Origin of the sequence: Fontibacillus forbon, assembly GCF_046559655.1 — a bacterium.
Classification (GTDB): Bacteria; Bacillota; Bacilli; order Paenibacillales; family Paenibacillaceae; genus Fontibacillus.
Map to the genome: position 1 here is coordinate 399,002 of NZ_JBKGFV010000002.1, position 14,181 is coordinate 413,182.

The 14,181-nt window shown below is 49.2% G+C and carries 12 protein-coding genes; 1 reads left to right on the plus strand and 11 read right to left on the minus strand.

Features of this window, described 5'->3' with window-relative positions:
• Nucleotides 1-131 precede the first annotated feature (131 nt).
• From ACLB09_RS08560 to ACLB09_RS08580, 5 genes are all read right to left on the minus strand, one after another.
• On the minus strand, nt 132-2,237 hold the full coding sequence (locus ACLB09_RS08560; RefSeq protein ID WP_410769390.1) for an alpha/beta hydrolase fold domain-containing protein: 2,106 nt from the start codon (nt 2,235-2,237) through the stop codon (nt 132-134).
• Between the two features lie 226 nt (nt 2,238-2,463).
• Nucleotides 2,464-3,111, minus strand: coding sequence for a pentapeptide repeat-containing protein (locus ACLB09_RS08565; RefSeq protein WP_410769391.1), 648 nt, complete (start codon nt 3,109-3,111; stop codon nt 2,464-2,466).
• 52 nt (nt 3,112-3,163) lie between these two features.
• Nucleotides 3,164-5,362, minus strand: a complete 2,199-nt coding sequence (locus tag ACLB09_RS08570; protein WP_410769392.1) for a DEAD/DEAH box helicase — start codon at nt 5,360-5,362, stop codon at nt 3,164-3,166.
• Nucleotides 5,359-6,699: an ATP-binding protein gene (locus ACLB09_RS08575; protein ID WP_410769393.1), complete on the minus strand. Its 1,341-nt coding sequence runs from the start codon at nt 6,697-6,699 to the stop codon at nt 5,359-5,361. Before ACLB09_RS08575 ends, ACLB09_RS08570 begins: the two co-directional genes overlap by 4 nt.
• A 10-nt stretch (nt 6,700-6,709) precedes the next feature.
• Nucleotides 6,710-8,512 carry a TerB N-terminal domain-containing protein gene (locus ACLB09_RS08580; RefSeq protein ID WP_410769394.1) on the minus strand — a complete coding sequence of 601 codons (1,803 nt, stop codon included), beginning with the start codon at nt 8,510-8,512 and terminating at the stop codon, nt 6,710-6,712.
• Between the two features lie 124 nt (nt 8,513-8,636).
• Between ACLB09_RS08580 and ACLB09_RS08585 the strand changes: the two genes are divergently transcribed.
• Nucleotides 8,637-9,341, plus strand: coding sequence for a M50 family metallopeptidase (locus ACLB09_RS08585; RefSeq protein ID WP_410769396.1), 705 nt, complete (start codon nt 8,637-8,639; stop codon nt 9,339-9,341).
• A 513-nt stretch (nt 9,342-9,854) separates the two neighbouring features.
• Here the strand turns inward: ACLB09_RS08585 and ACLB09_RS08590 are convergent.
• The 6 genes from ACLB09_RS08590 to ACLB09_RS08615 all read right to left on the minus strand — a co-directional run bounded on the left by ACLB09_RS08590 (nt 9,855) and on the right by ACLB09_RS08615 (nt 14,177).
• Complete coding sequence (locus ACLB09_RS08590; protein ID WP_410769397.1) at nt 9,855-10,439, minus strand: AAA family ATPase; 585 nt, start codon at nt 10,437-10,439, stop codon at nt 9,855-9,857.
• 36 nt (nt 10,440-10,475) lie between these two features.
• A complete protein-coding gene (locus tag ACLB09_RS08595; protein ID WP_410769398.1) occupies nt 10,476-11,429 on the minus strand; it encodes a peptidase U32 family protein in 954 nt (317 codons plus the stop codon).
• Between the two features lie 63 nt (nt 11,430-11,492).
• Nucleotides 11,493-12,353, minus strand: a complete 861-nt coding sequence (locus ACLB09_RS08600; RefSeq protein WP_410769399.1) for a hypothetical protein — start codon at nt 12,351-12,353, stop codon at nt 11,493-11,495.
• 231 nt (nt 12,354-12,584) lie between these two features.
• Nucleotides 12,585-12,917 (minus strand): YobA family protein, encoded by a 333-nt coding sequence (locus ACLB09_RS08605; RefSeq protein ID WP_410769400.1) that lies wholly within the window; start codon nt 12,915-12,917, stop codon nt 12,585-12,587.
• Nucleotides 12,918-12,984: 67 nt separating this feature from the next.
• Nucleotides 12,985-13,632: a nucleoside/nucleotide kinase family protein gene (locus ACLB09_RS08610; protein ID WP_410769401.1), complete on the minus strand. Its 648-nt coding sequence runs from the start codon at nt 13,630-13,632 to the stop codon at nt 12,985-12,987.
• Between the two features lie 71 nt (nt 13,633-13,703).
• Nucleotides 13,704-14,177, minus strand: coding sequence for a GNAT family N-acetyltransferase (locus tag ACLB09_RS08615; protein ID WP_410769403.1), 474 nt, complete (start codon nt 14,175-14,177; stop codon nt 13,704-13,706).
• Between the last annotated feature and the right edge of the window lie 4 nt (nt 14,178-14,181).

The window sequence follows — 14,181 nt, forward strand, 5'->3', positions numbered from 1 at the left end:
AAAGCCCAAGCCTAGATTGCTCTTATCTTGGGCTTGGGCTTATCGTGGTCTGAGCTTCTTCCATGATTATACATCTGATCCCGCAAACGCGATAGATTGAGTTCTGAATATGACTAGTCGCTTTGCGCCTGTCAATCCGTCAGGTAAATATCGCCGAAGGCATTGATGTCCTTAGCCGTGCCGATTCCGCTGTTGATTTCCAGCCATCCCTTGCGTCCATCCCCGTCATTGTCGTTTACCAGCAATGAAAATTTTAATTTCATTCCGGGCTTCACCCTGGTGGTATCTAAAATCAGTTCGTTCCAAGGTATAGCAATTTCATAGACCGTTTTATGATCCTTACGACGGATGGCAAGCTCGGTCTCAAAGAAGTCTTCTATATTAAAACCTTCGGGTGTTAACCAGCGCCATTTGCTCAATTGTCCTTCATTGTCCATGGCCATGCCCAATTCATGGTATTCGGGCGGGTTGCCTCCATCCGCATTCGCTATGCCAATCGCGAACTGTATCCCATCCCCGTTCCAGATCCCGCTACCGCGTGACGGTTGGACATGCTTATCGTCGGTAACTTCCAAAGCAAGATACAAATTGGCGGAATCCCAGGTTAAAAAACCTGTCGCACTGGTATCGTCTTCCCCATTCCAATCCTTCATTTTAACGTCTTCCAGATCGAAGCGGGCGAAATCTTTCCATTCCTTCAGCTCCCCATCAATAAGGATATTGCTTTGGGTCTTGTTAATTTGCAGCGCATGAAGCAAGTCCTCGCTTATATGCAGCAATTTACCTGAAGCGTCATATCCTCGTACCCTTCGCTCTCCGCTAGCCAATTCAGGAATTATGATAACGGTACTTTTCCCAGGCTCCAATTGATCCACATCGGTGGTGAAGGCCCCCTGAGTCCCATGCTCCGCTTCGTAATTAACTTGAAGGGAACCGTTGAAATTATGCTTGGATTGGTTCGTAATGGTTATGTTAGTCATTATTTTTTGATCCGACGCATCAAAATACGTTTCAAAGTTCACTTTCAGAGGATTCAAAACTTTGACATTGATCACGAATCCAGTAGCCGAAGCAGCACGGTCATCCGGGTCCATACTGACGAAAATCGTATAATTTCCGGGTTCCAAACCTGCAGGAACTTGGAGGTAAATATTTTGGCTTTCTTCGCTATCAACCAGCGACCAATCCACCGGAGCGATGAGATGGAGTTCCCCTTCACCTGAACTAGGGATATAGTCGTTTGGCAATTTAAGCTCGACAAGATCACCGGAAGCAGCAGAAAGTCCCGCGTTCTCCGGGAGTCCCTCTGTCTTGGGACTATTTATCACATTCCACAAGAAATGCGTGATCGTCTCAACGACATCATCGATGAATCTTTCGTTTTTATAATCATGTCCGGCGCCATCCATCGTAAATAGGTTATGATAAATTCCATGTTGTTCCAAGGTGTCGTTTAAATCCAGGCTTTGCCGATAGGGTATCATCGCATCGGTTGTTCCATGAATAATCAGGACGGGAGGCAGGTTTTCATGAACGCTATTCTCCAGCAGCCCGCCGTAAATATCCACGATGGCAAATACCGGTTTAACGAGAGAAGGATCGCTCCGCAGATATTCGTTGGCAAAATTCATCGCCAAATAGCCTCCGGCGGAGTCCCCGCCGATCACGATCTTTTCGGAATCCAGCCCATAAGCGGCCGCGTTGTCATGGATCCAGCCGATCACATCGGATATATCCTCGTATGCATCGGAAAGGGTTAGCGCAAAGTTATCGAACGGGTCGGTTTTCAAGCGGTAATTCATTGACAATACAACGTACCCTCGTTTTGCCAGCTTCATGGATATGTCCGCCGCATCCTCCTTGCTCCCTTCCTTGTATCCTCCTCCATGAATGAAAATAAAGACCGGCCTCAGGTTGTTGTTATCGCCTGCCGGCTCATACAAATCCAGTTCCAGCGGTTCTTCGTTCTCCGACTCGTTTTTCTTGTTCGCATAAACGATACCGCTCTTCGTACTTACATCGAATACAGGAGACAAATACCTGACTTCACGCTGCTCGTGGCTTAAGATGATCTTCATTGGAACGTCATTATTTCCGTTCGAATTGCTGGCAATGTTTGGTTGCTTCGAATTCGCTTCAGAAATATCCAGATTCTCTTCTACCTGTCGATTTATGAACAGCCCGACTCCCAAAACAAGCAATAAACCCAGAAGAACATAAACCGGCCACCGTTTCACTCTAATTCCCCCATAAGAAATGAATTTTCCAATTATAAAAAATTTAAATCCATTTTATGGTCCCGGACCGGTATAAACAATAATGCATTCCATCGTTTTTTGAGTGTAATCATACGCAATACGCAAAATAAATAACACCGGGAAATCCCGGTGTTAAAATAATGATGCGAGTTTCTTTAATATGCCGGGCCAAAATTATATTCCCTGCCCGACCTGTATCTCTCTGCTATTCCTTTACCTTCAGTCCCAGCAGCTTGGCAAACCCGATCGCCTGCTGAGGCGATACCGTGCATCCGGGTAGTGCTTGTATTGGGATATCCACCCGCTCATAGGTGCAAGTGCTGATATCCATGCCTTTTAACGAGGTGTCGTTGAAGTCGGCCTCATTTAAATCGCATTCCTGAAGCTCGACATCCTTAAACTTGCAACCGTAAAAGTTAACATTCTGCATGGAACAGCCGGTAAATCTCACCTGCTTCAGGGAAGCCTCCACCAGATCGCTCAAATTCATCAAACAGTTTTCGAACGTCACGAATCCCAGATTGGCTTTGGACAGATTTACCCCGGTCAATTTGCAATCCTTAAAATGTACGCGATGAATGATCCCCTTTGGCAACACCGCATTGGACAGATCGCAGTTTTCCAGCACCGTGTCCGTCATGTCCATTCGATCGAATGTGGTGTGGGCGAAGGAGCAGCCCCGAAGAAGTACTTTGGACATGATGCATTTATCCAGGACCCCATGTTCAAAATGGGCACCGTTCATTAAACTGTTGACCAGTTCATGATCCTCATCCTCCAGCAAATCTTCCAAATATGCCTCGCCTAAATTTGCCGGAAGCTGAGGTAAAATCATTTTCGTTTTTGTCGCCATCCTTATCACCTGCTACTTGTTAATGAAAAACTCTATTATAGATCGTTTGTCCTTACGATTCCGCCTGCTTTGCCAGCACCTCTGCCAGGCCCTTTACATCCAGCCCGTCCACGGCAAAAACGCGCCGAACCAGATCCGGCGGCACAAACTCGTCATACTTGCCCAGGTACGGAGCTTCAGCGGCATCGAGCAGCAATTCTGCATCTGAAATCTCAGACAGCTCTGCTCGAATTGCTGCCAACAGTTCCTCCGCTCCCGTTCTTCCGGCAACGACCATGTAATACGGCTCCATCGGAACGACTTGCCGTATTCCCATCGGCTCCTTCAGGTTATGCTTCAGCAGGCGCTCCAGCGTACGGAACTGCTTGCTACCGCCCCAAGGCAAAATAAACACGGCATCGCCGCCCGCCGGAATTACCGTGCTGCCCAGCAGCCCGCTTTCCCGGGCGAGTCTACGCGCCCGTTCCAGGCGATTGACCGCACCGGGCGCCAGGTACGGGTATAGTGTCTGTTCCGCCAGCACCTGGCGCATTTTTTGCATCACCCGGGTATGGACATCGCCGCCGGCTCCAAGCCAAAGCGTATCCACCTTGCCTCTGGAGGATTTCACGTATACCGCTTTATGCTTATTGTCCACTTCCTCCACTTTCCAAAGCTTGCCGGCCAGCGTGAAGCAGTAGCCCGGCGGCGGTACGGTGGTGATGCTCCCGATTTCCTCGGAGCCGTCATACACCACATGCTCTTCATCGTCCTTAAACACCGCATAGAAACGGAAGTTATTCACTACCTTCTCCCCGCCGAGTCCGATGATCAGCGTGCCTTCCTCCGTCTGTTGGACGTGATCGGTCTGCAGCAAATATTGCAGCAGCTGCTTATACTCGTCCGGCTCAATCCCGCGAAAAGTTGGCAGCGTCAGCACCGCCCTTGCCAGATCGGCAGGCTCTGCCTCGCCGATGCTCTTGAGCGTGCTCATGGTCTGATGGTAGAGCACGCCGACCGGCTTCTTGCGCAGATCCAGCGGCTCCACCCAGCGCTCGCGGACGTACAGCTCGATGACCGCGATGGCCCGCAGCAGCGTCCACGGCATCCGCGCGGGCAGCTGCGCTTCCTCGTCCTCTTCCTCAGAGACGAGGAACATCATCTCCGACGCCTGGTCTCCCCGGCGTCCGGAGCGACCGAGCCGTTGCACAAAGCTGGAGCAGCTGTACGGCGCCCCGAGCTGGATGACCCGCTCCAGCTCGCCGAGGTCGATGCCGAGCTCCAGCGTCACCGTCGCTGCGGCTACCGCGGGTCCGGGGCCGGAGCGCAGCGCGGCTTCGGTCTCCTCCCGCAGCATCGCGGAAATGCTTCCGTGATGCACATGGAACACATCCCGCTCCTCCCGCTTCGCGGCGATCCGGCGCATTTCCAGGGTGGTCAATTCCGCGTCGGAGCGGCTGTTGGTGAAGACGAGCGCTTTTTTCCGGTGCGTGTGGTCGTATATGAAGTTGTGGTAATTCTGCTTGGCAAGCTCGAGATGCTCGGCCTCCCGTTCATTCCGGGCATCCGGAAACGAGAAGTGCTCCACCGACAGCTTCAGCTTCCGCCCGCCGTGCGGCGACACGACCTCGACGGGCTGCGGTGTGCCGGCCCCAAGCCATCGTGCCGCGGTGTCGTAATCGCTGAGCGTTGCCGACAGCCCGATCCTTCTTGGCGAACAGGACGCCATCCGCTCCAGCCTGGTGAGCTGGCTCAGCACCTGAATGCCCCGGTCCGCCCCCATAAAAGCGTGTACCTCGTCGATCATGATGTACCGCAGATCATGGAACAGGGCCGGAATCGCATTCGGCCGGTTCATCAGCAGCCCCTCCAGCGACTCCGGCGTAATCTGCAGAACGCCGCAGGGGCGCTGCATAAGCTTGGTCTTTTCAGCTTGCGAGACATCGCCATGCCAGTGCCAGACCGGCACTTCCCCTTCCCGAAGCAGTTCGGTAATCCGTTCGAACTGATCATTGATCAGCGCTTTCAGCGGCCCGATGTACAGGATGCCGACGGATTCGGAAGGCCGGTTATACAACTCCGTGAGTGCCGGAAAGAAAGCCGCCTCCGTCTTCCCCGATGCGGTGCCGGATGCGATCAGCAGGTGATGCGGCGTGTCGAACAGCACCCGGCAGGCTTCAACTTGAGCCTCGCGCAGGGCGTCCCATTTTTTGCGGTACATGTATTCCTGAATGAACGGCGCCAGCCGGGAAAACGGATTTGTCCCGCTCATAGCTCAAACTCCGCCAGGAAGTCGTCCAGTTCGTCAGCGCCCTCGCTTTTCTTGGCCGCGCCCTGGGCCGCATATTGCTGTTCACGCTCGCCCAGCAACTCGTCGAACGTGAGCTCCTCGTGCTGTTGCAGCATATGCAGCACATCCATGAAATCCCGCACGACCTCCCGGGTCGTGAGCAGTTCCGCGGCGCCAAGCCGTCCGACCGCCGCCTGCATAAAGGCAATTAGCTGTTCATCGCGCAGCCGCGGCTCATACCCGGCATGCATCGCGTGAATGTCCCGCAGCTTTTGCAGCAGGATCAGGATCTCCTCATGCGACAGCATGTCCAGCCTCAGGATCGGCGAGGTGTACGTCCGCCGCGTTCCGCTGCTATAACGCCCGTCCATGAGCCGCGTACGCAGGGCATCATAACTGAACAACCCGCGGCGCTCATCCTCCACAAACTGCGGCGTGCCGCCGAGATAGATGCCCAGGTACTGGGCTTTTCCCTGCATCGTATCGTTAAACATCGTCAGCAGCTTCTCGTAATTGCTTTGGCGGGAAATGCTGTTCGTAATTTTGTACAGGTTCACTCCCTCATCAATAAAGAGCAGAAGACCCTTATACCCGATCCGCACCGAGAACTCCGCCCATAGTTTCATATAGTCGTACCAGTTGTCGTCATCAATGATCACGCCGACCCCGAGCTCTTGGCGCGCTTCCGTTTTGGTGCCGAACTCCCCGCGCAGCCAGCGCAGCGCCGCCGCTTTCCGGTCATCGTCCCCAAGCTTATACCCCGACCAATAGGCAGCCAATACCTTGGCAAAATCAAACCCGTGCACCAGATTCTGCATTTCATTAGTGACCGCATAAATGCGGAGCTCCACTGCCTCATGCAGCCCCGGATCGCCGGGCCGCAGGCCGGTGGCCTGCATCTGTTCCTGCTGGAGGGCGGCAATCCATTTTTGCAGCATCGGCTCCAAGGCGCCTCCATCCGGTCTCGTCCGGGAGGATAGATGCATCATCAGTTCCCGGTACGTGGCCAGCCCTTGTCCCTTCGTTCCGACCAGGCGCCGCTCCGGCGACAAATCGGCATCCGCCACCACGAACTCGCGATCCATCGCATAATTGCGGATCATCTGCAGCAAGAAGCTTTTGCCGCTCCCGTACCGTCCGGTAATCAGCCGAAAAGCCGCTCCGCCTTCACCGATATTGTCCATATCCTGCAGAATCGAAGCGACCTCCGGTTTTCGTCCGACCGCGATATGCTCAAGTCCGACCCGCGGCACCACCCCGGCCGTCAAGGAATTCACCAACGCCGTGGTGAGCCGCTTCGGAATTTGCATCTGTTTCATCGTTATCACCTCATAGATCTTTATTGCCAATATGAGCGCAATGCATCATATTGCGGAGCTCTGTCTCGTATTCCTCCGTTATCCGATCTCCATCGATCAGCAAATCTCCGATCCATTCCATCGCCAGCTCGTTGATTTCATCTAGTAGTAGTTCCGGCATCGAGCCGGCCTGCTCGGCAATGCCGTAACGTACGTCGATGCTCTGATCTTCAACAATAGCATCCAGCATGGCCAGGTGAGCCCCGGATAACCGGTTTAACATCTCTTGCCACTCTTCCGCTAACTCGAGCTCACTCCGCTGTTCATTCTCATCGCCAGTGTTCTCCTTAATCTCGAACACCGGCTCAGAAGTGAATTTCTGTTCTGTAACGTTTGGAGTAATTACGAACTCCTCCTGCTTCGCGAATTCTTCGGGATCCGGAAACGCATCAGGTTCTTTGAACTCTTCCGCTACCGAATGCGCCAGCGGTTCTTCCTCAAACACTCGCCATCCCCGCTCAAAGTCCATTTCTGCCTGCTGAGGCTCATCCCTATTCTGATGCCGGGCTCTCTTTTGGCCTGATGATGAACCAGCAGGATGCCCGGACGGCTTTCGCTCAATCGCCACAAGCGGCAGGTCCTCGGTCAAAAGCATGTCCCGTACTTCATCAGACTCCTGCTGCAATTTACGCAGTTTGGCCGAGTTGATCTTGACCACGGGGATGTGTGCCTTGGCTTCTTCCTCCTGACGCTGATCAAATTCCTTTTGCAAAAAACGGGAAACAAGCTGCTCCACTTCCTGCTCTATGCTGATTCCCCGCAGTTTTCCTTTAAAGCCCGTCAGTTCCCGAAGCTTGTTCTCCGTATATCTGACCAATTGAGTCAAATAAGCACGGAAGGGAGGATGTTCGCTAATCGGCAGAACGGATACGGGAACTCCGTGTCCGTAGACTTCATGATCGTATACGGCGCTGCGAAACAGAAACCGGGTAACCTTTTTCTCAGGCGGCTTAAAACGCTCAATGAGTTTATTGCCCTTGGTTTTTGCCAAATACCCGTCAACCAGCGCGATTACTTTCGGGACGTAATTTCGCATTTCTTTTCGTCCTTGATCGCTGTAATAACGGCTCTTCTCTACTTCGTAATCGATAAGCGGCAACACCATTTCCCAGGTCAGCTCCAACGGTTCGGCCGAGAATCTGCGTCCCCATTCCAGTTCCTTCAGCACGTTGGACAGACTTCGCGGAAGCTTTACCAGCGGTTCTGCAGGCGGCATGTCCAGCCCGAACACCGTTCCAAGGTCATACATCCATTCCCGCACATACAGATCCAGCTTCGGGTACCGCTTCCGATATGCCTTCCAAACCCGGTCCATCAGTTCAAGCCCTTGTGCCGGGTCATCCCAGCCTATGCCGTGAATCAACTCATACAGGTACACGAACAGATAAGACAAATCCGTCTCGGGGTAACGTCCGAAGCGAACTTCTCCGCGCCAGTACAGATACCATCTCAATTGTCCGGGCTGCATTTGGTCATAGGTCGGCCAATAGGTTTGAAAAGGAACAAATTCAGCGCTTTCCACGCTCTTCCCTTCCAGTTCCCGCGCTGTCTGCACAAACTGCTGCTCCTTCGAGACGTAGCGAAAATCCTGCCGCCAATCCAGATTGCGCTCCAAGCTATCGCTCTCCGGTACAACGACCTTACTTACGGGTTCGGTCCCCGGCCGATCCGGTAGCCCAAGCTCAATTTCCGCAAATGTAAGCTGTCGATCCCTTACCGCGCGCTGTCTGTTATTTTCTATATAAATGTCGTGTTTGTCCGTTCTATCGTTCATCTTCCGTAAACCTCCATCACGACACCATTATACCATCAAAGCGAAAATTTGTTCGCTTTTTGAATACATTTTTGATCTCCTTTATAATGGAACTAGTAGATTTTTTGTCTGAAAGGGATACATTATGAATAAATGGCTTAAGGCCTTCCTGTTTATCATCGGGGCAGCGATATTGACGAGACTGATTCCGTTCTCCAACTGGTTTCGCATGCTCGATACTATGATTCATGAGCTCGGCCATGCCGTTGTGACGCTTCTGGTGTCCGGCCGCGTGCTCCGCATTGAACTGAATCCGGACCACAGCGGTGTCACCTATTCCTTGCTAATCTCGGACTGGAGCCAGATTGTAGTTTCGCTGGCCGGATATATAACGGCTTCATTGTTTGCGATTGCCCTGTTTTACGGCTATTACAGGCAAAAACAAGCAATCGGCCTTGTCATCATCAGTGTGCTGGCATTAATGACTATTGTCTTTTTTGTACGGTCGGGCTACGGCCTCTGGTGGCTAATCATCTTCGTTGCCGTGAATATGGCGTTTTATTTCTTCGGCGGGTGGGTTAGGAACTTCTATTATTTACTGCTGGCTTTTCTTTGTCTGGAGGAATCGTTGATGGGTCCGGTCACGCTGTTGTTGCGATCCTTAACCGCTCCGGCTCAAGCCGGGGATGCCGCAAACCTGGCAAATCTAACGATGGTCCCTGCATTGGTCTGGTCGTTGCTGTTTCTCGGCATCTCCCTGTTATGCGCCATGTCATCGCTGCAACTTTATTGGAAAAACGGGAAGCGGGAGAACCTGAAGAGTAAACAGCAGCATCTGAATCTCAGATAATTCGCGGGAGCTCTCTCTTCTCTCTTAGCTGCTCCGCTGGAATAGCGTCCTTTCAGGACGCTATTTCGCGTTTTTAGGACGCATTGCAAGGAATAGCGGATTTTGGGGACCTTATTTTCGGAGGAAAGAGCCATTTAGAGCTCTTCTAACCGATTTGGGTTAAAATAGAGCCCCAAAAGGCCGTTATTTTCTATAACCTCGCCCAATTGAGCAAATAAGGTCCGAAAAGGACGCTAATAGTGTTTCGGACATAGGAAATGCACAGTGTTCGCCGCTTTTACCATTTGCGAGGACAGCATCATGTCAGGAGACAAGCACGGACGACCGCGACCAGGCAATACATGAAGAAGACGGTGATCACCGGGCTCGCTCGGAGAGACGTGAGACGCGAGAGAGAATCCTCTGTTTCTCAATTACCTAAATCAAAGAGAAACCCTGTACTTTAATAGGTACGAGGTTTCTCGACAATCTGGGCGCTGCCTTTAACAGGGCAGGGCTGCTTTTGGTATGTTGTTAAACTTGACCTTTGTCTTTTCCGTCAAAACCAAAATGGTCTGTGATCATTTGTGCAACGATACCGGGCTCAAGATCAGTATTATTTATCTTCAGGTAATTGTCTTTCGCGATTTCCCCGGGACCGGAATTTAAGCGGTGAGCTTCAAGGGTTCTCATCAGGTCTCTTTCCGACTTCTCAACATTTCTTTTCGTCGGTTTATGTTCCAGCCGGTTTGCTGTTTTGTTTCTTCTTAATCTTTCATCCAGATCGGCTTCCAACTCAACGAAATAGACCGTACCGCCCCTGGATTCAAACATTTCCGAAATTCGGTTTACATAGTCCCAGTCATCTTGAAGATCAAATGCCCAAACGTAAGTGAAAATCAGGCCCGACAAATCGCTTTTTGAAACTTCTTCGAAAATCTCGTGCCGGATCAAGTTTACAAGCCGTTTACCGGACGGCGTTCCATAATCAAAGAACTGTGAAACCAAATCAATGGACATATGATTATGAAACAGTTTGAACTCCGTCAGTTCCGCCAAGCGTTGTCCCACAGTCATTTTCCCTACAGCCTGCGGGCCGAACAGAATAATAAACTTCATTTGGTCGTATACCCCCGTTTTTATCCATTTCCATCTTCACAAGTAAGAATTGGTAACGTTATTCTTGATATACTTGCATCTTTTCTTGGAGCACCATTTGTTCCAGAAATCTTTGCTTTCTTCAAATGCTAAATTTCTTGCGGTTCGCTCGTCCATGTTGTTTTCCAGATAACTAATGCACTTGGCATAGGTTTTCACGATGATTTCCGTTACGTTGGCCGGTGTTTCCCTGCCTGTTATTTTTAACGTGGTGACGCCCATTTCGTACAGCTTTCCAACACTACAAAGCGAGCAGTACAGGTTGCTGTCGTAGTAAGGAAAATCCTTTTCGACGGCGTCTTCCGTAATCACGTCATACTTGGATTTGCACGGAAACCCCAGGTCAAGAGATTCGCCCAAATTATGGTACAGGCTGCACCTTCCATTCAAAAAAGATCCTCCGAAATTCGCGAACACCTCGATCTCAATGCCCTCTACCGCACAAATTTCTTTGATTTCCTCCGTTAACATATGATACTCTAGCGTAATTCTTTTAAAGCCGAGATCTCTAAAAAATCTAACCTGCTCCGCGTTAATCGTGCCCATGTAAACGCTTGCGTAGCAAGGGACGTCAATATTTTTTTCCCGTAACAATAGATACTGGCCAATATCCGCTATAACTACATTATCAATACCACATTGTAAACCCATTTGTATATAATCTAGAAAGTTCTGTTCCATGCCGTCTCTTTCTTTGCTCGGTAAACTGAACTGCGGAAGATTGGCCAAAAAGCTAACTTTGACGTTATTTTGATGCGCTAGATCTACCGTTTCTTGCAATTCATTTTTGTCCATAGTAATCTGTGGATTGAATACATTGGAATTCCCCCGTGCGCTGTACGAAATATTTTTGAACGCCACGGAAGAAGCCCCAAGGTAAATCTCACCCGCACCGGCCTCCAACATGGTTCGCGCCGAGTCCAACGAAATTACAGGAGCTTTAACCTTCATAAAATAACCTCGCTTAGATTATTTGATTTCGTGAATTTTTTCACATAATATGCCATAAAAAAATCACCTCTCGGTGCATAAACGCTCCACGTGACAATCGAGAATCCCATAAGTGAATAAACTAGACCGGTTCATTAAAAACAATTGATCCGGGTTTCGGTAATACGTTATATTTCCTGAGACATAATATTCGGGTACGATCTGTCGGACTTCTTCGCTGGGATCAACATATCCACGCGCTTTAATGCTCCACAATTTAGATAATTTAAGTACGCTAGGTTGTTCGCACGCTTCCTTGCAATCCGGATAAAGCGTCGCAGAATATTGAGCCTGGCTGCAAATCCGGCTTGCTGAGCCTATGATCGTATTCATATGCACGATAACCTCGAGCCCGGTTTCAGTAATCTCATTCAAACCTTCGATGTTTTTTTTGCTTACACTTAGGTGAGCCCCTTTGATGCCCATACTTTTGAACATGTTTATTTTCCTTGGATCATTCAGCACAAAACCATTCATATATGCTTTGATTGAATCATCCTCTTCCCTGTTCAGATGATCAGACCAGGGACAATCCGAGAATGATTTCGTTAACAATCTCCCCAGATAATATTTAACATGGCCATTCGGGTATTTGTTTACCGTGTAGTAAAGCAGACCATAATCATTAAAAGTTAGAGAATGAATGAGATGGGTTGAAATAAGCTCGTCAATGACCTCTTTAGCGTATTGCAGGTTTTTTTGGGATACTAAAGGGGTAATGATATGGATTTCCGTATTCTTCAGGGCATTTTGCAACTGAACAATTTCAGCTTTATGCGGAAGTTTATACACACATCCCTCGTCTCCGAGAAAAACACACCCGCTTTCCTTCAGCTTTTGTAGATCAACTGCCTCAGCTTTGCGAACAAACAGACCTGTCTTCATCACATCACCGATCCTGTTCCCGTGGATTTAACTTGGTGCAGCTCCATCCTATCTGTATTAGCGTCTTGCCTAATTATGCGTGGCCGGGTCAAGAAAAGGACTTGATATGCAGAAAAAACCCCAGCCTTAGATAGCTCTTATCTTAGGCTGGAGCGTTTGTTGGTTGAGCTCTCTTCCATGATTATACATCTGTGGACCAAGTGGCGATAGCCCCCGACAGGGTTCCACAATCTATTTCTTAATTAATTCAATTTTCTTTGCGGATGCTTGACTCGGAAACGAATCATTGATGCCACCCTCGACCCAATACCTTACTTGTTGCCCAACCTGCAAATCGGGATTTTTTGTTCCCAACCAAATGGCACTGCCTTGATAGGTCTCAAATATTTCATTCCAAGATTTTTTTCCGATATCTTCAGGGTCAACGTTATCAAGTATAAGTACTCTTCCCTCGGACACTTCAAATACTATACCTTCTCCATCCGGTTTCTGATCGGCTAACGGACTGCAGCCCGCACCAATGAGTAAGAGAACAAGGAGCATTTGCATAATTTTCACATACATCTTTGCGCACCCCTCCCATTTAACCTTCCCGATTTATCTCAGCAAAATCATCTTCCTTAGTATACCATCAACATCCCTGCATTTTTCTAATCCATTCTGCGATTTCCAAGACGATATCATCGATATTTTTATTTGCATCCATAATTAAATCAGCATTTGCTTTTACCTTTTTTCCTGTTTCATAATACATGTCCCTGACCCCGCCATACAGGTAATCAAATAAAAAATGATCCAGCAAGTTTATTAAACTTTCCGAATCATTTCTTAAATGTTGAATTAGATCATGAACTCTTCTTGCTAACGCGATTTCAGGCTCCAGATCCAGGTAAATCACAAAATCGATAAGCCCCTGCAATTCCGTCCGTTCTCTTCCAAAGGGTTCTTCGACCATGATCAATGGTCCAGGCATCAAGGTATTTGCTTCTTTTCCAGAGTGACCAATTCCGTATTCTTTAGCCCAACCGTTCCCCTTGACCTGTTCAATCGGCTGTCCGCTCTTTAATTGAATCAGGTGGTTCCGGAGTAAAGGGGTAGATACGGCATCGGGATCTCCGCCCTCTTTTAACCAAGCGTTCAAATCAGTCGGAAAGTTCGTTCTTGATGCGTAGTCATCAAAAAACAGGGCCGGACAATTCAATACCCTGGACAGATGGGATACGACCGTGCTTTTACCCGCTCCGGAGTAGCCGCTTACTGCAATAACCATAGTTTTCATTTAACAACCATCTCCAAAATAAAAAATATGAGCCAGGCCTCTGTTGGAGAGTCCTGACTCATTTGCATTCATCATATCATGGATTTCTCTGATTTCAAGCTCCATATTTCTTCTTCGCCAAACCATTCTCCGGTTTCAATAAATCCGTGATTTCTATATAATTTCCTCGCAAAAACGTTATCCTTATGAACTGTAAGACGTATCTCTTGGCATTGCGGAAATCGGTTTTGGATCCATATAATCATTTCTTTGAGGGCAGTTCCGCCATACCCTTTACCCTGTTCCTCCGCATCGATTAGAAATCCGTTTATCCAATACATGTCGCTCGTTTTCTCTTCATAAGCGTGCATAATAAAACCGACCATTTTATCTTTGTCATATACGGCAAAAGGAAGATACTCCACTTCATCTCCGTCAGGCTTGATATAAATTTTGGCGAGCGATACCGCAACAGGAGGCACAAAACCTTGTTGACTATCCGAGACCTGAAGGGAGAGGGCCTCTTCCCAATTGTTCCGATTTACTGGTTTTAACTCAATGTGCATCTGC